At 66.7% G+C, this 17,861-nt stretch carries 19 protein-coding genes and 1 pseudogene; 11 read left to right on the forward strand and 9 right to left on the reverse strand.

What is annotated here, in order from left to right; genetic code table 11:
- Window positions 1–37: 37 nt before the first annotated feature.
- Together ctaD and coxB are read right to left on the reverse strand one after the other, a co-directional pair.
- The gene (ctaD, locus tag O2K97_RS14670) at window positions 38–1,720 is read right to left on the reverse strand and encodes a cytochrome c oxidase subunit I (protein ID WP_269219839.1); all 1,683 of its coding nucleotides are present in this window, start codon (window positions 1,718–1,720) and stop codon (window positions 38–40) included.
- A 17-nt stretch (window positions 1,721–1,737) separates the two neighbouring features.
- Window positions 1,738–2,724 carry a cytochrome c oxidase subunit II gene (gene coxB / locus O2K97_RS14675; protein WP_112862517.1) on the reverse strand — a complete coding sequence of 329 codons (987 nt, stop codon included), beginning with the start codon at window positions 2,722–2,724 and terminating at the stop codon, window positions 1,738–1,740.
- A gap of 260 nt (window positions 2,725–2,984) precedes the next feature.
- Here coxB and O2K97_RS14680 point away from each other — a divergent pair, with 260 nt between their 5' ends.
- From O2K97_RS14680 to O2K97_RS14700, 5 genes are all read left to right on the forward strand, one after another.
- Window positions 2,985–3,329, forward strand: a complete 345-nt coding sequence (locus O2K97_RS14680) for a PadR family transcriptional regulator (RefSeq protein WP_269219840.1) — start codon at window positions 2,985–2,987, stop codon at window positions 3,327–3,329.
- The gene (locus O2K97_RS14685; protein WP_269219841.1) at window positions 3,326–3,925 is read left to right on the forward strand and encodes a DUF1700 domain-containing protein; all 600 of its coding nucleotides are present in this window, start codon (window positions 3,326–3,328) and stop codon (window positions 3,923–3,925) included. The genes O2K97_RS14680 and O2K97_RS14685 overlap by 4 nt, the downstream gene beginning before the upstream one ends.
- Entirely contained in the window at window positions 3,922–4,704 is a 783-nt protein-coding gene (locus O2K97_RS14690) for a GIN domain-containing protein (RefSeq protein ID WP_269219842.1), read from the forward strand. Before O2K97_RS14685 ends, O2K97_RS14690 begins: the two co-directional genes overlap by 4 nt.
- 120 nt (window positions 4,705–4,824) lie before the next feature.
- Window positions 4,825–5,856, forward strand: a complete 1,032-nt coding sequence (locus tag O2K97_RS14695; protein WP_269219843.1) for a UbiA family prenyltransferase — start codon at window positions 4,825–4,827, stop codon at window positions 5,854–5,856.
- 22 nt (window positions 5,857–5,878) lie between these two features.
- Window positions 5,879–6,718, forward strand: a complete 840-nt coding sequence (locus tag O2K97_RS14700) for a DUF3298 and DUF4163 domain-containing protein (protein ID WP_269219844.1) — start codon at window positions 5,879–5,881, stop codon at window positions 6,716–6,718.
- A gap of 38 nt (window positions 6,719–6,756) precedes the next feature.
- On the opposite strand, the gene O2K97_RS14705 is transcribed toward O2K97_RS14700, so the two are convergent.
- From O2K97_RS14705 to O2K97_RS14715, 3 genes are read right to left on the reverse strand one after another with little or no spacing between them, the layout of a single operon-like run.
- Entirely contained in the window at window positions 6,757–7,704 is a 948-nt protein-coding gene (locus O2K97_RS14705) for an alpha/beta fold hydrolase (protein WP_269219845.1), read from the reverse strand.
- A gap of 37 nt (window positions 7,705–7,741) precedes the next feature.
- Window positions 7,742–7,942, reverse strand: coding sequence for a helix-turn-helix transcriptional regulator (locus O2K97_RS14710; RefSeq protein WP_066626879.1), 201 nt, complete (start codon window positions 7,940–7,942; stop codon window positions 7,742–7,744).
- Window positions 7,939–8,346, reverse strand: coding sequence for a hypothetical protein (locus O2K97_RS14715; RefSeq protein ID WP_269219846.1), 408 nt, complete (start codon window positions 8,344–8,346; stop codon window positions 7,939–7,941). Before O2K97_RS14715 ends, O2K97_RS14710 begins: the two co-directional genes overlap by 4 nt.
- Before the next feature lie 127 nt (window positions 8,347–8,473).
- Here O2K97_RS14715 and O2K97_RS14720 point away from each other — a divergent pair, with 127 nt between their 5' ends.
- Window positions 8,474–9,421 carry a fatty acid desaturase family protein gene (locus O2K97_RS14720; protein ID WP_269219847.1) on the forward strand — a complete coding sequence of 316 codons (948 nt, stop codon included), beginning with the start codon at window positions 8,474–8,476 and terminating at the stop codon, window positions 9,419–9,421.
- Window positions 9,418–10,068 carry a class I SAM-dependent methyltransferase gene (locus tag O2K97_RS14725; RefSeq protein WP_269219848.1) on the forward strand — a complete coding sequence of 217 codons (651 nt, stop codon included), beginning with the start codon at window positions 9,418–9,420 and terminating at the stop codon, window positions 10,066–10,068. Before O2K97_RS14720 ends, O2K97_RS14725 begins: the two co-directional genes overlap by 4 nt.
- 13 nt (window positions 10,069–10,081) lie before the next feature.
- Here the strand turns inward: O2K97_RS14725 and O2K97_RS14730 are convergent, their stop codons facing one another.
- Window positions 10,082–10,648: a type 1 glutamine amidotransferase domain-containing protein gene (locus O2K97_RS14730; RefSeq protein WP_269219849.1), complete on the reverse strand. Its 567-nt coding sequence runs from the start codon at window positions 10,646–10,648 to the stop codon at window positions 10,082–10,084.
- A 106-nt stretch (window positions 10,649–10,754) separates the two neighbouring features.
- Here O2K97_RS14730 and O2K97_RS14735 point away from each other — a divergent pair, with 106 nt between their 5' ends.
- The 3 genes from O2K97_RS14735 (at window position 10,755) to pgm (ending at window position 13,748) form a co-directional block, all read left to right on the forward strand.
- Window positions 10,755–11,144, forward strand: coding sequence for a hypothetical protein (locus O2K97_RS14735; RefSeq protein ID WP_269219850.1), 390 nt, complete (start codon window positions 10,755–10,757; stop codon window positions 11,142–11,144).
- A 78-nt stretch (window positions 11,145–11,222) separates the two neighbouring features.
- Entirely contained in the window at window positions 11,223–12,074 is an 852-nt protein-coding gene (locus O2K97_RS14740) for a neutral zinc metallopeptidase (RefSeq protein ID WP_269219851.1), read from the forward strand.
- Between the two features lie 36 nt (window positions 12,075–12,110).
- A complete protein-coding gene (pgm, locus tag O2K97_RS14745; protein ID WP_269219852.1) occupies window positions 12,111–13,748 on the forward strand; it encodes a phosphoglucomutase (alpha-D-glucose-1,6-bisphosphate-dependent) in 1,638 nt (545 codons plus the stop codon).
- Here the strand turns inward: pgm and O2K97_RS14750 are convergent.
- Window positions 13,745–14,533 (reverse strand): annotated as a pseudogene (locus O2K97_RS14750) (TSUP family transporter). The gene pgm and the pseudogene O2K97_RS14750 overlap by 4 nt on opposite strands.
- Window positions 14,534–14,582: 49 nt before the next feature.
- The gene (locus O2K97_RS14760; protein WP_269219854.1) at window positions 14,583–15,605 is read right to left on the reverse strand and encodes a retropepsin-like aspartic protease; all 1,023 of its coding nucleotides are present in this window, start codon (window positions 15,603–15,605) and stop codon (window positions 14,583–14,585) included.
- A 107-nt stretch (window positions 15,606–15,712) separates the two neighbouring features.
- Here O2K97_RS14760 and thrC point away from each other — a divergent pair, with 107 nt between their 5' ends.
- A complete protein-coding gene (gene thrC / locus O2K97_RS14765) occupies window positions 15,713–17,131 on the forward strand; it encodes a threonine synthase (protein WP_269219855.1) in 1,419 nt (472 codons plus the stop codon).
- Here thrC and O2K97_RS14770 read toward each other — a convergent pair.
- Window positions 17,128–17,619 carry a hypothetical protein gene (locus tag O2K97_RS14770; protein ID WP_269219856.1) on the reverse strand — a complete coding sequence of 164 codons (492 nt, stop codon included), beginning with the start codon at window positions 17,617–17,619 and terminating at the stop codon, window positions 17,128–17,130. The two genes, thrC and O2K97_RS14770, sit on opposite strands and share 4 nt — an antisense overlap.
- Window positions 17,620–17,861 lie beyond the last annotated feature (242 nt).

Genomic DNA, 17,861 nt, shown 5'->3' on the forward strand with positions numbered 1-17,861 from the left:
GAAAGAGCGGCCTTCGATTTCATATCGCTGGAAAGGCTTAGTGCTCTTCCGCCTTGATGACCGGCAGTTCGTTGAACTGGTGGGCCGGGGGCGGCGAGGACAGGGTCCACTCCAGGGTCGTGGCGCCTTCGCCCCACGGGTTGGCGACGCCCGGACGACGACGGATCGCCGCCTCGGCCAGCATGATCAGGAAGACGATCACGCCGACGACGGTGACGGCATAGCCGATCGACGAAACGTGGTTCCACAAGGTGAAGGCTTCCGGATAGTCGATGTAGCGACGCGGCATGCCCTGCAGACCCAGGAAGTGCTGCGGGAAGAACACCAGGTTCACGCCCACGAACATGATCCAGAAGTGGGTGGCGCCCAGGAACTCGTTGTACTTCACCCCGAACATCTTCTCGAACCAGTAGTAGAAGCCCGCGAAGATCGCGAAGACGGCGCCCAGCGACAGCACATAGTGGAAGTGCGCCACCACGTAATAGGTGTCGTGCAGGCTGTAATCGATGCCGGCGTTCGACAGGACCACGCCGGTCACGCCGCCGACGGTGAACAGGAAGATGAAGCCGATCGCCCACAGCATGGGCGTCTTGAAGCTGATGGAGCCGCCCCACATGGTGGCGATCCAGCTGAAGATCTTCACGCCCGTCGGCACCGCGATGATCATGGTGGCGGCGATGAAATAGGCGCGCAGATTGATGCTCATGCCGACCGTGTACATGTGGTGGGCCCACACGATGAAGCCGACGAAGCCGATGGCCACCATGGCGTAGGCCATGGCCAGATATCCGAACACCGGCTTGCGGCTGAAGGTCGAGACGATGTGGCTGATGATGCCGAAGCCCGGCAGGATCAGGATGTACACTTCCGGGTGACCGAAGAACCAGAACAGGTGCTGATACATGATCGGGTCGCCGCCGCCGGCGGGATCGAAGAAGTGGGTGTGGAAGTTGCGGTCCGTCAGCAGCATGGTGATTGCGCCGGCCAGCACGGGCAGCGACAGCAGCAGCAGGAAGGCGGTGATCAGCACCGACCAGGCGAACAGCGGCATCCGGTGAAGCGTCATGCCCGGCGCGCGCATGTTCAGGATGGTGGTGATGAAGTTGATCGCGCCCAGGATCGAGCTGGCGCCCGCGACGTGCAGGGCGAAGATGGCCAGGTCGAAGGCGGGGCCGACGTGGCCCGTGGTCGACAGCGGCGGATAGGCCGTCCAGCCCCCGCCGAAGCCCTTGCCCGGTCCGCCGTCGGTGAACATCGACAGGATCAGCAGGCACCAGGCGGCGACCAGCAGCCAGAACGAGATGTTGTTCATGCGCGGGAAGGCCATGTCCGGCGCGCCGATCATGATCGGCACGAACCAGTTGCCGAAGCCGCCGATCATGGCGGGCATGACCATGAAGAAGATCATGATCAGGGCGTGGGCCGTCACGACGGCGTTATAGCCGTGCTTGGACTGCTCCACGAGACCCAGCAGCTGGATCGACGAGCCTTCCTTGAAGATCTGGATGCCCGGCTCGGCCAGTTCCCAGCGGATCAGCCCCGACAGGGCGCCGCCCACGATGCCCGCCATGATGGCGAACATCAGATACAGGGTGCCGATGTCCTTGTGGTTGGTGGACAGGAACCAGCGGGTGAAGAAGCCCAGCTTGTGGTCGTGATTGTGGTCGTCGTGAGCGTGACCGATGTGGGTCGCGTCGCGGGTTACGGTAGCGTCAGCCATGGGTCTCTGTTCGCCTCTTACTGGGCGGCCGGCGCGGCGGACGCCGCGGCGGGAACGGGTTGGTCGGCGGTGGCGCCGACGGGGGCGGCGACCGGGGTCGCGGCGTCGGCGGCGGGCGCAGGCGCGGCTGCGGCCGGAGCGGCGGCTGCGGCGGGCGCGGCGACCTTGGGCGTCATCGAGCCGCCCTTGGAGGCGATCCACTGTTCGAACTGAGCCTGGGTCACGACCCGGATCTCCAGCGGCATGAAAGCGTGGTCGACGCCGCACAGTTCCGAGCACTGGCCATAGAAGACGCCGGTGCGCTCGGCCTTGAACCAGGTGGTGTTGATGCGGCCGGGAACGGCGTCGGTCTTCAGGCCGAACGCCGGCAGGGCGACCGCGTGGATGACGTCCGAGGCGGTGATGACCAGCTGCACCGTCTTGCCGACCGGCACGACCATCGGCTCGGTCGCGGCCAGGCGATAGGGCACGCCCTTGGCCTTGGCTTCCTCTTCCGGGAGCATGTTGGAGATGTATTCCGCGACGCCCTGGTCCGGATACTCATAGGCCCAGTTCCACTGGTTGCCGGTCACCTTCACCGTCACGTCCGGCGACGGCATGTCGTGATAGGCGAACAGCAGGCGGAACGAGAACAGAGAGATGAAGACCAGGATCAGCACCGGCAGCACGGTCCAGATGATCTCGATCGTGGTGTTGTGGCTCCAGCGCGCGGGCGTCGGATTGGCCTTCTTGTTGTAGCGGAACACGATCCACGCCAGCAGGCCCAGCACCAGCAGGGTGATGGCCGTGATGATCGGCATCAGGATCACGTCGTGGAAGAAGTGCGCATCATGCTTCAGCGGCGACGCCGCCGGTTGCAGCGTGATGCCGCCCGGGGTCGGCTGACCCATCAGGTCCTGCGCCCACGTCGGCGCCGCAGCGAACATCGCCAGTCCGGCGCCCAGAACGATGGAGGACGCGCAAGTCGCGGCCTTCCTCAACGTCCCTTGGGCTCGCTTGCCCATCCCCATATGAGACTTCCCCATAAAACCGTTATGCAGCAGATACTTGCGAATGGCTCGCAAGAGATCACGCTGGCGCGATTCCCACGCCCGGCGTTCTCGGTCACCTATCGGATCGCTTTCGGCTTGCCAAGCGATCAACGGCGCTCAGGCCGCAAAGCCGCCTTCAGCCGGCCTCGATTAAATCGCTGTCATGTTTCGCCAGCTACCTTGCGTCACAAGATACCTTGTCGTAGTCAATGGTCATCAAAGGGAGAGCCGAGGTGCCAGATACCATCGAGATACAGCTGAAGAAGGGCGTGCTGGGGCTTTGCGTCCTGGCCCTTCTGAACCGGGCGGACAGCTACGCCTACGAGATCGCCAGCCGCCTGTCGGACGCGATCGATATGGGGGAAGGCACGATCTACCCCCTGATGCGCCGCATGCAGTCCGAAGGACAGGTGGAGACCTATCTGGTCGAATCCTCCGCCGGGCCGTCACGCAAATACTATCGACTGACCGAAGCGGGCCGGGGGGCCCTCGCCGCCCAGACCGCCGAATGGTCCGCCTTCACCAGGGCCGTCGACGCCATCGTGGCGAACGACGCCGATCAGGGAGCCGCTCAATGACGCGCGCCGAATTCATCGATCGTCTGAAGGAAGGTCTCGTCGGCCTGCCGACCACGACCGCCAACGACATCATCGCCGACTATCAGACCCACTTCGACGACGGCATCGCCGCCAGCCGCACCGAGGCCGAGGTCGCCTCCGCGCTCGGCGATCCGGTCCGCCTGGCTCGCGAACTGAAGGCCGAGGCCGGCATCCAGCGCTGGCATCAGGAGAAGAACCCCTCCGCCGCCGCCGGCGCCGTCTTCGCGGTCCTGGGCCTGGGGGCGCTGGACATCCTGATCCTTCTGCCCCTGCTGATGGGCGTGATCGGGACCGTGTTCGGCTTCTTCATCGCCGCCATCGGCCTGTTCATCGGCGGCGGCGTGATCATGGTCGCCGGCCCCTTCGCCGGCTTCCCCGGCGGGCCGTTCGCGGCGATCCTGATGGGGCTGGGCCTGATGGCCGGGTCCGTCTTCCTCGGCGCCCTGCTGACCATCTTCACCATCTGGCTGGTCAACGGCGTCGTCTGGTTCGCCCGCCTGCACTACCGCCTGCTGAAGCCGGCGCTTGAGCCGACCAGCGTTCAATCCCCCTCGACCTCGGGAGTTTCGGCATGATCCGCACCCTGTTCATCATCGCCGGCGCCGCCCTGGTGCTGTGCCTGGTCACCGTCGGCGGCGCGCTGGCGATCGGCGGCCACGACCTCCAGCGCCACGGCTGGGCCTGGACCATCAAGGACCAGGACGGCGAGACCATCCGCTTCGAGCGGGTCAAGGGCGGCGGGACCGACGACCTCGGTCCCCTGACCACCCGCACCCTGGCTTGGACCGGAGGCGAGACCCTGACCGTCGATTCCAGCATCGACGTCGACTATGTCCAGGGCGACGCGAACACCGTCGTCATCACCGGGCCCAAGGGTCTGACCGACCGGGTCCGCCTGGTCGACGGCCGCCTCGATCTGGGCCACGGCGACGAGCGGGTCGTGTTCGGCTGGGACAACGACGGCTTCTCCGCCCGCTCCGAGCGCGACGAACTGAAGGTCGTCATCACCGCGCCCAAGGTGAACCGCTTCAACGCCAAGGGCTCGGGCGACCTGCAGATCACAGGCTATGACCAGCCGTCGCTGACGGTCGACATCGCCGGCTCGGCCGAGGTCACCGCCTCGGGTCGCACCGACGAGCTGAAGCTGGACATCGCCGGCTCGGGCGACGCCTCCCTGGGCGACCTGGCGACCCGCGACGCCTGGGTGGACATCGCCGGCTCCGGCGACGCCCGCATCGCCCCGACCGGCGACGTCAAGGTCGCCATCGCCGGCTCCGGCGACGTGGCCCTGGCCACCCGCCCCGCCAACCTGAACAGCACCGTCTCCGGCTCCGGCGACGTCTATCAGGACTGACGGTCGCGCCGATCACCGTGGAAAGGGGCTGGATCCTCCAGCCCCTTTTTTCTGTGCGCCCGCCTTGGAAACGGGGAGCGGCGCCTTCACCCCTAGTCCCCTTCGCGCTAAGTCGGCCGCATGACTTTCGCTCCCCTCCCCGACGCCGGCGCCAACTGGGTCGATCGGCATGCGCCGGAGGGGCTGAAGCCGTGGTTGAAGCTGGGGCGGTTCGATCGGCCCATCGGTATCTGGCTGCTGCTGCTGCCCGGCTGGCAAGGGATCGCGCTGGCTTTGGCGCAGTATCAGCAGGCGCCGGGTCTCTATGATCTGTGGCTGTTCGTTGGTTTCGGCATCGGCGCCTGCCTGATGCGAGCGGCGGGATGCGCCTTCAACGACATCGTCGATCGGGATTTCGACGCCCAGGTCGCCCGCACGGCTCAGCGCCCCATTCCGTCGGGCCACATCTCGGTCAAGCAGGCCTGGGTCTTTGTGGTGGTATGCAGCCTGATCAGCCTTCTGGTCCTGCTGACCCTGTCGACCGTCGCCATTCTGCTGGGGGTCGGGTCGCTGGGCCTGGTCGCGGCCTATCCCTTCATGAAGCGGATCACCTGGTGGCCCCAGGCCTGGCTGGGCCTGACCTTCAACTGGGGCGCCCTTATGGGGTTCGCCGCCGCCCTGCCGCTGGCGGCGGCCGCCTTGCTGCTGCCCGCCGATCTCGCCGGCGAGTTCCGGCCCTTCCTGTGGTCCCCGGCCAGCGACAGCGGCCATGCGATCGCCTTGGCCTGGCAGGCCTATCTTCCCGCCGTTCTGCTGTGGATCGGCGGCGTCTTCTGGACCCTGGGCTACGACACGATCTACGCGCTTCAGGACATCGAGGATGACGCCATGATCGGGGTCAAGTCCTCGGCCCGCCGCCTGGCCTCGGCCGTGCGGCCGGGAGTGGCGGTCTTCTATAGTCTGGCGGTCGCGCTCGCTGCCTTTGCGGGCCTGTCCGCAAATCTCGGTCAACTGTTCTGGCTCGGACTACTGATCTACGCCGCACATCTGGCGCGTCAGGTCGTGCGGCTGGACCGCAACGACGGCGCCCGGGCGCTGAAACTGTTCAAGTCCAATCGCGAGGCCGGCCTGATCCTGCTCGCCGCTATCGCCCTTGGCTCAATCTCCCTGTGATCCCCCGATGATGGAGTTTCCCATGTCGCGCACCGCCCGCACCCTCCTGTTGTCCGCCGCTGTCGCCGCCACGCTTTCCGCGTCTCTGGCTGCCTGCCAGCGCAAGGAAGACAAGGCCCAGGCGCCGGCCAAGCCTGCGCCTGCCGCAGTCGCTGCACCCGCGTCAAACACCCCCGTCGGCTATGACAGCAAGACCCCCTATGCCGCGGTAAAGCTGACCCTGCCCCAGGCGATCAAGACCACGCCTGCCCTGCACGCCGCCCTCTACGCCGACACGGTGCGCGACCTGAAACAGTTCGAGGAAGGCGCCCAGGCCGATCTCAGCGAGGCCGGCGGCGGCCCGAACCCTTATGAAAAGACCATCGCCTTCGCGCCCGGAGCCGAGACCGGCAAACTGGTCAGCCTGGCCCGCACCGATTTCGAGTTCACCGGCGGCGCCCATCCCAACACCAGTTTCGACGCCGTGATCTGGGACAAGACGACCAACAAGCGACTGGGCTTCGCCGACCTGTTCCGACCGGGCGCCGACCTGTCGGTTCTGGACAAGGCCCTGTGCGCCGCCGCCAACGCCGCCAAACAGGCCCGCTCGCCCGGCTCGGAAACCGCGACCCTGGACGGCAAGATGTGGACCTGCCCCAAGGCCGTCTCGACCCCGTTCGTGCTGACGCCGGGCACGACGCCGGGCAAGGCGGGGGGCGTGACCTTCCTGATGGGGCCCTATCAGATCGGCCCCTATTCCGACGGCCCCTACTGGATCGCGCTGCCGCAATCGGCCTTCCGCGCCCTGCTCAATCCCGCCTACGCCGACCAGTTCGACGGCGCACCGGCCAAGGCCGGCGACGTGACGCCGAAGAACGGCTGAACCAATCCTCCCCCCCTGCGGGGAAGGATCTTTAGGGCTCACTTCGCCAGAAACGCATCGACCAGCTCGGCGAACCGCGCCGGCTGATCGGCCATGATGAAGTGCCGCGAACCATCGACGCGGATCAGGGTCGCGCCGGGCAAGGTCGCATACTCCCGCGTCCACATCGCATCGGCCATCGCCGCAGGCGCCCCGCCATCCGCATCGGCGGCGTAGAGGGCCGTCACCGGAGTCGTCATCGCGGCCAGGCCGGGTCGCGCGTCGGTGGTCATCACATCCTTGATCGCCGCCGCCATCGCGTGTCGGTCGCCCGCCATGGACCAGGCGACGATGTCCGCCTGGGTCGCCGGATCGCGTGAATAGCCCGCCGCCGTCTGCGTCTGGCCGTTGCGGAAGGCGTCCTGCGGGGTGTTCAGAATGCCGCTCGCCGCCTGATCGGCGAAGGGGCGCGCGGTCTCGGCCGTGACCTGCGGCCCGAACAGGGCGGAGAAGAAGGGCAGGCTGTCGACACTCATCAATCGTCCCACGGCATCGGGATGCGCCTGCGCCAGCCTCAGCCCGACAAGCGCGCCCATGGAATGGCCGATGACTGCGGGTCGGTTCAGGCCCTCCTGGCGGATGTAGCGATCCAGCTCATCCACCACAGGCTGCAAGAAGGGGCCGTCGCCATGCGACCACGGCTCGCCGGCGAAACCCGCCAACTGCACCAGATGCACCCGGTGCGTCGCCTTCAACCGATCGGCCGTCGCCCGCCAGACCTCCCGCGAACAGCCGAAGCCGGGGATCAGGATCACGTCGGGGCCTTGGCCGACCAACTCGACCGAAAGGCGGTCGGAGGTGAAGAGCGCTGCGGCGGACGCCGCTGGCAGCGCGGGCTGGGCGCGGGCCTGATCGCTGGCCACGGCGCAGGCGACCACAACGCCCAGAATGACGGCAAGGCGCGATGGGGCGAAGACGCCCCGGCAAGCGCGAATGACGTTCGACATCACAGTCTCCAATTGTAAGGTTATTCTGACTTTTCGATCAGCCCGCGTGCGGGTTTTCAAAGATCTCTTCGACCGGCCGCGCGAATACGGCGGCGATCCGATAAGCGAGGTCCAGCGATGGATCGTGCCGCTCGGTCTCCAGGGCGATCACCGCCTGACGCGAGACCCCCAGCGCCTGGCCCATCTGTTCCTGGGTCCAGCCGCGCTCGACGCGTAGAAGCTTCAGACGGTTCTTCATCGGCTGCTCCGGATGAAGGGCGAAACGATGCCGTACAGCGCCCAGAACACCGGCACGATCAGCCAGGTCTGCATATGCGGCGCGCCGGCGAAACTCTCGCCAAAGCCCCAAAAGGTGGCGACGGCCATGGCCAGCCCTGCGGCGACGATGAACTGTTTGGCCGTCACGCCGCGCACGAACTCGTCGCTTTCGCGCATCAGCGCCAGGGTCGCCCAAATCTGCCCGATCACCGGGGCCGACACCGCAGCCGCCAGCACCCAGGCGGCCGGTTTTCCCATCAAATCGTCGAACGCGTCCGTCGTCATCATGGCGATGCAGATCGCGACGTAGGGCACGGAGAAGGCCATCGTGCGGACGATGTAGCGTCGATGCGCAGGCGTTCCGGTCTTCCAGGCGGTGAACATGTCGGCTCTCCTTGTGTAAGGACAACCTGACACCGACAGAATGTCATGTCAACCTGACTTTTTGTCAGGTGCGCCCAACATTCCTCCGTTGCTTTTCCGGACGCGCGTCAGGGGCTAGACTCGCCCCATGTCCGCCGCCCCGCGCATCGCTCCGTCCGCCCTGTTCACCCCTCAGGAATGGGAGCCATATCAGATACGCTCGGCCTGGGTCGGCCCGCTGCTTGTGGCTCACTGCTGGGCCGTGATCGCGCTGGCCGTGATCGCGGGCGTCCTGATCCCATGGCTGATCCCGCTGTGCGTCATGGTCGTCGGCACGCGTCAGCTGGGTCTGGCCATTCTGATGCACGAAGCGGCGCATGGCGGCCTGTCGAAGTCGAACCGGCTGAACGATTTTCTCGGCCACTGGCTATGCGCCATGCCGATCGGCGCCAGCCTGAAGGCCTATCGCCCCTATCATCTGACGCACCATCGCTTCGCCCAGCAGGCGGAGGACCCCGATCTGATGCTGTCGGCGCCGTTTCCCGTCAGTCCGGCCTCGCTGCGCCGCAAGCTGATCCGCGACCTGACAGGCCAGACCTTCTTCAAGCAGCGGGTGCTGCTGCCGCTGGCCCAAGCGCGCTCAAGCGGCCCCCGAGATGATGGCGCCCATGACTATGAGTCGATCGTGACGGGCCGATCCGTCCTGCCCTTCCTCGCCTTCAACACGATCCTCCTGGCGGGCTTCATCGTCGCCGGCGTCTGGTGGGCTTTCTTCATGCTGTGGCTGCTGCCGATGGCGACGTGGTTTCCGATGGTGACGCGTCTGCGAAACATCGCCGAACACGCCTGTGTCGAGGGTTCGGCCGTCGATCCGTTCCGCGCCGCCCGCACCACCCGCGCCTCTTGGTGGGAACGCGCCTTCATCGCGCCCTACTGGGTCAACTTCCACGCTGAGCATCACCTGTTCATGCATGTGCCCTGCTGGAAGCTGCCGCGCCTCCACCGCGCCATTCGTGCGAAGCCGCAAGCCGAGGTCATGGAGGTCGCACCTGGCTATGCCAGCGTGTTGAAGGCTGTTACGCGCCAGCCGCAATGACCGTCCTCGATCCCTCCGCCTTCATCCGTGACAACACGCGACTTCAGCCTGTGCCGCACGCGCCCGAGATTTCTTTGTGGCTGGCCGACGAGATCACGCCGATCTGGCGGTTGACGGAAGAAGAACTGGGCGAACTGGGCGTGCCGCCGCCCTTCTGGGCCTTCGCCTGGGCCGGAGGTCAGGCGCTGAGCCGGTATCTGCTGGATCATCCGCAGGAAGTCGCCGGCAAGCGCGTCTTGGACTTCGCCGCCGGTTCGGGCCTGGTCGGCGTGGCGGCGATGAGGGCGGGGGCGGCCCATGTCCTGTGCGCCGACATCGATCCCTTCTGCCAGGCCGCCGTCGCCGCCAATGCCGCGGCGAACGGCGTGACGCTGGACTTCACCCAGACCAATCTGTTGGACGGCGCGCCGCCGGATGTGGAGATCATCTGCGCAGGCGACATCTGCTACGAGCGCCCGATGACCGACGCCGTTCTGGCCTGGCTGACCCAGGCCCGCGCCAGGGGGACGCGTGTTCTGATCGGCGATCCGGGACGCACCTATTTCCCGCGCACGGGCCTGGATTTTCTGGCCGAATACCACGTCTCGACCTCCCGCGAGTTGGAGGACCAGGAAATCAAACGGTCCTCCGTCTGGGCGATGCCTTAGGCGGCGGCCTCCTTTAAGCGGCGGCCTGCCCCTCATGGCGACCTTCGGCGAACTCCTCGATCATCTTGGCGTTGAAGGCGGGAATGTCGTCGGGACAGCGGCTGGTCACCAGGCCCTCATCCACCACCACCGCCTCATTGACCACATTGGCCCCGGCGTTCTTCAGGTCAGTGCGGATGCTTTCGAACGACGTCATCGTGCGCCCTTCGACCACGCCCGCCTCGATCAGCAGCCACGGCGCGTGACAGATGGCGGCGACCGGCTTGCCGGCGTCGAAGAAGGCCCGCACGAACTTCACCGCGTCCTCGTCCGCGCGCAGCAGGTCCGGGTTGGCGACGCCGCCCGGCAGCAGCAGGGCGGAATAGGTCGAGGCGTCGACCGCCGCCACCGCCTTGTCCGCCGTAACCTTGTCGCCCGGCGTCAGATGGTCAAAGCCCTGGAACTCGCCGGCCTTCAGCGACACGATCTCGACCACCGCGCCCGCATCCTTCAGCGCCTTCATCGGTTCATTCAGTTCGATCAGCTCGACGCCGTCGGTCGCGAGGATGGCGACGGTCTTGCCGGAAAGGGATTGGGCCATGAGGAATGCTCCGTTCGTAAAGGGGGTTCGGCGGGATGAACCCACAGAAACTCAAAGGGTTGCGGCTCCGCTTGGCGGCGATGGCGCGCGTCCCCACATCGTGTCCATGCGATCGCTCCTGACCCTGACCGCCCTGTTGGCCGCCGCCGCCACGCCGGCCTTGGCGCAGACTTATCCGCAGGCCGGCCGTCCCTACGGCGCCTATCCGGGGGGCGTCCCCGCCGCCATCGCCGACCAGCACCGCTATGATAACGATCGCCTGCGTTCTCAGGCGCAGTCGAACGCCGATCAGGCGCGTCAACAGCAGTTCGAAACCCAGCTTCGCCTGCGCGCCATCGAAGGCGCTCGCGAACCGACCGTCGCCCAGCCCTTGCCGCCCCGCCCGCTCTACAGCCCCGAGCAGGAGCGGTCCTTGCGCCAGTCCGCCGCCGAACGCCGCCAGCAGACGGCCCAGGGCATGAGCCAGATCGACAACTGGCTGGCCCGTTCGCAATGAAGCGTGCAAACTGACGCATCCCTTCCCTTGCACCCGCGTTCCTGCCTAGCTTAACCAGGATCGGGCGGAGGATAGGGCATGCGCTGGCAAGGTGGACGGACAGGCGGCGGCGTCGAGGATCGACGGGGTCTCGGCGGCGGAGCCATCGCCGGCGGCGGTCTGGGCGTCGGTGTTCTGGCCATTATCGGCTATCTGGTCTTCGGAATCGATCCTTCGACCACGACTCAACTCGCCAGCCAGTTCGGCGGGGTCGGCGCCGAGCAACAGCAGGGTCAAGTCGGCACGCCCGAGGATCAGGCCGGTCGCTTCGTCGATGTCATCGGCGCCAATATCAACGATGTCTGGGCGCAGAAGCTGAACGGCTATCAGCCGCCGAAGGTCGTGATCTACGAACAGGGCACATCGACCGGCTGCGGCTTCGGCCAGTCGGCCATGGGCCCCTTCTACTGCCCGACCGACAAGACCGTCTATCTGGACCTCGGTTTCTGGCAGGAGATGGAGAACAAGCTCGGGGCCTCGGGCGCCGACTTCGCCCGCGCCTATGTCATCGCCCACGAGTTCGGCCACCACGTCCAGACCCTGACCGGTACCTCCGATCAGGTTCGCCAGGCCCAGCAGCGCGCCTCCGGTCAGGCTGAAGCCAACCAGTATTCCGTCGCGCTGGAGCTTCAAGCCGACTGCTACGCCGGCGTTTGGGCCCGGAACGCCTCAGCCGTTTCGAACGGTCAGGTCGCCCTGGATGCTGGCGAGTTCGAGGAGGGTATGAAGACCGCCCAGGCCATCGGCGACGACACCTTGCAACGGCGCAGCGGCGGCCGCGTCTCGCCCGAAAGCTTCACCCACGGCTCCTCGGCGCAACGGGTCGAATGGCTGCAACGCGGCTATCAGTCGGGCGACCCGGCTTCCTGCGACACCTTCAGCGGCGCCTGATCGCCGCTACGCTTCAAAACGATTGATTGACTGACGATGCACGACCGCGCCGGCACGACCGCACGCCCCGAAGACCTGATCGATCTCGACGCCCTGCTCGGCGCCTATGAGACGACCCGGCCCGACATGGGCGATCCGCAGCAGCGGGTCGTCTTCGGCACGTCCGGCCACCGGGGATCCAGCCTGGACGGCGCCTTCAACCAGGCTCACATCCTGGCCATCGCCCAGGCGATCGCCGAATACCGCGCAGCCCAGGGCGTCGACGGCCCGCTGTTTCTCGGTCGCGACACCCACGGCCTGTCCGAACCGGCCTTCCGCACGACGCTGGAAGTGCTGATCGCCAATGGGGTCGAGGTGCTGATCGACGCCCGCGACGGCTTCACCCCCACGCCGGCGGTGTCGCACGCCATCCTGACGCACAACCGCACGAATAGCCGGGAGGCGGACGGCGTCCTGATCACACCGTCGCACAATCCGCCCCGCGACGGCGGCATCAAATACAATCCCCCCTCCGGCGGTCCGGCCGGGGGCGAGGCCACATCCGCCATCGCCGCCCGCGCCAACCAGTTGATCGAAAACGGCCTGACCGAGGTCCATCGCGTCCCCTTCGCCCAGGCGCATGCGGCGGCGGGCCGGTTCGACTACCTAGCCGCCTATGTCGACGATCTGCCCAGCGTTCTCGACCTGGACGCCATCCGCAACGCCGGCGTCCGCATCGGCGCCGATCCGCTGGGCGGTGCGGCCGTGGCCTATTGGGGCGAGATCGCTGAACGTCACCGGCTGGACCTGACTGTCGTCAACGACGCCGTCGATCCTCGCTGGGCGCTCATGCCGCTGGACGCCGACGGCAAGATCCGCATGGACTGCTCATCGCCCAGCGCCATGGCCGGTCTGATCGGCATGATGAAAGGCGGCTCAGCCTATGACGTCGCCTTCGGCAACGACGCCGACGCGGATCGCCACGGCATCGTGACCCCTGACGCCGGCCTGATGAACCCCAACCATTTCCTGGCCGCCGCCATCGCCTATCTGTTCGCCAACCGCCCCGGCTGGGGTGCGGACGTCGCGGTGGGCAAGACCCTGGTCTCATCGTCCATGATCGACCGGGTCGTCGCCAGCCTGGGTCGCCGCCTGCTGGAAGTTCCCGTCGGCTTCAAACATTTCGTGCCCGGCCTGCTGGACGGCACGGTCGGTTTCGGCGGAGAGGAATCCGCCGGGGCGTCCTTCCTGCGCCACGACGGCACGGTGTGGACGACCGACAAGGACGGCATCCTCCTGTGCCTGCTGGCCGCCGAAATCCAGGCCCGCACGGGCCAGAGCGCCAACCAACTCTACGCCGGCCTGACCGACCAGTTCGGCGCCCCCGCCTATGCCCGCGTCGACGCCCCGGCCAATCGCACCGAGAAAGCCCTGCTTGCTGCGCTCAGCCCCTCGGACGTGACCGCGACCACCCTGGCCGGTCAGCCAATCACCGACATCCTGACGAAGGCCCCCGGCAACGGCGAGGCCATCGGCGGGCTGAAGGTCGTCACCGCCGACGCCTGGTTCGCCGCCCGCCCCTCGGGCACCGAGGACGTCTACAAGATCTACGCCGAATCCTTCCTCGGCCCCGACCACCTCGCTCAGGTTCAGGACGAGGCCAGGGCCGTGGTGGCGACCGCGCTGGCGGGCTAGATCAAGCCTGCCATCCACGCCCTCAGCGGATTGGAGGGATCGGACAGCAGTTTGATCACCATGCCGACGCAGATCGTCACCAGAAGCGGCCGGATCAGCTTCGGCCCGAACCGCATGGCGGCGTGCGATCCCAGCCATCCACCTAGCACCTGGCCGACGGCCATGGTCAGGCCGACAGCCCACAGCACATGGCCGCCGACGGCGAACACTGCGACGGACACCAGATTGCTGGCAAAGTTCAGCGCCTTGGTATGGGCCGTGGCGCGCGTCAGCCCCATCCCCATCAGCGTCACCAGAGCCAGGGCGAAGAACGACCCCGCGCCAGGGCCGAAGAAGCCGTCATAAAACCCGATCCCACCCGCAACGGCGCCGAAGGCGAAGGGCGTCAGGCGCGCCCGGACATCCTCGTCGCTCGCCTTCGGTCCAACCAGAAAATAGATGGCGATCCCAACCAGCAGCAGCGGCAACAGGAACATCAACCAGGTCGTGTCCACGAAACTGACCACCACCGCGCCCAAGGCCGCGCCGACGACCGTGGCGATCAGCGGCCATTTCAGCAGGGCGAAGTCGATCCGCCCCTTGCGCCAGAAGTTCCAGGTGGCGGACGCCGTGCCGAAACTGCTCTAAATCTTGTTGGTGGCGATGGCCGCTACCGGATTGACGCCGACCGCCAAAAGCGCGGGCACCGTGATCAGACCGCCACCTCCGGCGATGGCGTCCACGAACCCGGCGGTCACGGCCGCAGCAAACAACAGCAAGAGGATTTCCGGGGCGAACTCGATCATCGCGCGGACCTAGGCCGTTGTTCTGCGCCAATCCAGCCTCAATCCCTGATCAGGCGCCGACCGTGATCTCCATCGGCCGTTCGACGAACAGGCCGGGGCCGCCCAGGTCCAGCGCAAGCCAGCGGTTCTCGAACGCGGCCATGCCGACCAGGGCCTTGGGGAAGCCCGGCACGGCGACGTCGTCATAGATGGCGACCGTCGCCTGACGATACAGTTCGTCGCCGATGGTCAGGGTGCGCACGACGACGGTCTCGGCGCGCACCGTGCCGCCCAGGACGATGCTCTGGCCCGGCGTGCGTTCGCGTCCATCCAGCAGGCCGGCGGCCTCGGCCGTCTCGCGCGTGACGGCCAGCACGGCCGAGGCGCCGGTGTCGATCACCGCATTGACCGTCGCCCCTTCCAGGGTGATGCCCGCCAGCAGCGCCTTACCGGCCCGTGTCACCGGCACGGGTTTTAGCGACGACGGCGGCGTCCAGCCCTCGCGCGGCAGGAACCGGACCCGATGCTCCGCCGTGTCCAGCTCCAGCACCAGTTCGCGCAGCACGTCCTGTCCCAGGATCAGCGCCGCGCCCAATCCTTGATCGCCGGCCAGCGGCCCCAGGCCGAGGATCGCAGCGCGCAATCCGGTCAGCCGCAAGCCGCCGATCGCCACATCCAGCGTCGTCCCGCGTCCGACCTGGGCGTCGCCGCCGACGCCGTAAGCCACCATCGGGATGTTGAAGACATTGGTCAGGCCCAGCCGCTCGACCAGCGACCGATCGATGACCGAATACTGCGCCCCGGAATCGATCAGGGCGCGCACCGGCTGTCCGTTCACGGTCACCTCGACCGTCGGGGTCGGCGCGCGCGGCTCGGCATAGGGCAGCCAGCCGCTGGAGCCGTTCGCCGCGAAGGCGACCGTCGGCCCGCGCCAGACCACATGGTCGCGCAGCCACCAGGCCCCGCCTGCGCCGCCGGCGACCAGCCCCAGCCGGATCAGAAGATCGCGTCGTCTCATGCTCCTGACATGGACCGTCGCAGCGATCCGCGCCAGCGGGGCGATGTCGCAACCCTCTTGCAGGACCGATGACATTGCCTCTGAAGCGGCAAAAATGTGCGCCTAAAACGCTACTGCAACGTCCCGACGCGGATTGTCGGGCCACAGCTCGCGAAAACCCGACGAAATCATCCAGAAAGCGGGTGACGACGCCGCCTCGTCTGGCTACGACCATCGGCGTCATGAGCACCTCCAGCGCCCGCTACGTCTCGACCCGAGGCCAATCGCCCGAAACGGATTTCACCGACGCCCTGCTGCGCGGCATCGCGCCCGACGGCGGCCTCTATATGCCGACCGCCTGGCCCAGCCTGTCGCCCGACAGCTGGACTGGAAAGGCCGACTACAAGTCCATCGCGCTGCAAGCCATCGCCCCCTTCATCGGCGACGCCCTGCCCGACGGCGCGCTGGACCGCGCGCTGGACCGACTGACCGCCGGTTTCGATCATCCGCTGGTCACGCCTCTGGTCGAACTGGAGCCGGGGCTGTTCGTGCTGGAGCTGTTTCACGGCCCGACCGCCGCCTTTAAGGACCTGGCGATGCAGTTGGTCGCCAGCCTGACGGACGAGGCCCTGGCCGCCTCAGGCGAGCGTCTGACCATTCTGACCGCCACCTCAGGCGACACCGGCGCCGCCGCCGTACGCGCGTTCGCCGGCGCCAAGTCCGTCGATCTGGTCGTGCTCCACCCGCTGGACCGCGTCTCGCCGGTTCAACGCAAACAGATGACGACGGTCGAGGCGGACAATGTCTTGAACCTGGCCGTGCGCGGTGATTTCGACGACTGCCAGCGTCTGGTGAAGGGCTTGCTGGCCGACGAGGCCTTGCGCGAACGCGGCCGCCTGTCTTCCGTCAATTCGATCAACTGGGCGCGGCTCGCGGGCCAGATTCCCTACTATGTCTCCGCCACGGCCCAGCTGGGCGACGCCGCGACCTTCGTCGTGCCGACCGGCAACTTCGGCGACGCCTTCGCCGGCATCGCGGCCACGAAGATGGGCCTGCCGTCGAACGGCTTCGTCGCGGCCGTGAACCAGAACGACGCCTTGGCCCGCGCCCTCAACGACGGCCTGTATTCACGCCGTCCGGCGGTCGAAAGCGGCAGCGTGTCCATGGATGTGCAGGCGCCGTCCAACTTCGAGCGTCTGGTGTTCGAGGCGACGGGCCGCAACGCCCAGGCGACCCGCACGGTTTTCGAAACCTTCGCCCGCGACGGCGCCATCGCCTTCGATCCGGACCTTCTCGCCGCCCTACGTGACCAGGTCTCGGCGGTCTCCATTGACGAGGATGAGACGCGCGCCGAGATCGCCCACGCCTATGAGGCCTGGGCCCGTGTCGTGTGCCCGCACACGGCCGTGGCGCTGGCCGCCGCGCGTCGGCAAAACCGCTCGAAAGGCCCCGTCGTCGCCCTGTCCACCGCCCATCCGTCCAAGTTCGGCGATTTCGTCTTGAACGTCTTGGGCTTTGAACCCGAACCCGCAACCGTCATCGCCGCCTTGGGCGATAAGCAGGAACGGATGAAGGTGGTCGATGCCGATCTGGCCGCCATCCTGTCCCTAATCAGATTTTAGGACGCCGCGACTCTCAGCGTCAGACGCGACAGGCCATAGTTCAGACCGCATTTGACGTCGTACTGGCGCGCCAGCGACAGGATCGGCCGCCAATTCCAGCCCGTGAAGTCACCCTTGTCAGCCTTGGCCAACAGGGCCTTTGACGCTTCGTCACGCCCCTGCCAGATCGCGGTGTAAATCAGGCTGAACTCTCGCCCGCCAAGCACCGTATCTTCTAAAGACCGCCTGGAAGACTGGGCCAAGGTGGAGCCTGCAGAGAACCAGTTGGCGCTGGAGTTGGGCGAAGCGACGCCGCCGATGGCTCCCAGAGCCAGGCCGACGATCTCAAGACTGCCGCGGGTGGCGTTGCGGTCGATCGATACGGCGGTCAGATAGCGGTCGCAACGCAGGTCAGACTCCGCGACCAGGGCGTACATCAACTGTTTCTCGCGCGAACCTGACGGCCATTTCAGCCATTCGTCGTCCATCCAGGTTTCGGCGTCGCTCACAGTTTGGGCGGTGATGGCGTCTAACCCGAGACGATGGCCCGAACCGCCGGCCCCAAGCTCCCCATCCTTTTTAAGCGCCAAGGTCGTGCAACCACTCGTGGCGAAAATGCAGGCCAACGGAATCAATAGGCGCAAGATCATGGCGGTCCCCCTTCACTGAGAGACCGCCACAACAATCACAAGTTGTCAATAACGGCGTTATTCAAAAGCAGTAGCAGGCTGGATAGTTCCGCCTGCTACTG

The organism is Brevundimonas vesicularis, from assembly GCF_027105095.1.
GTDB lineage: Bacteria > Pseudomonadota > Alphaproteobacteria > Caulobacterales > Caulobacteraceae > Brevundimonas > Brevundimonas vesicularis_E.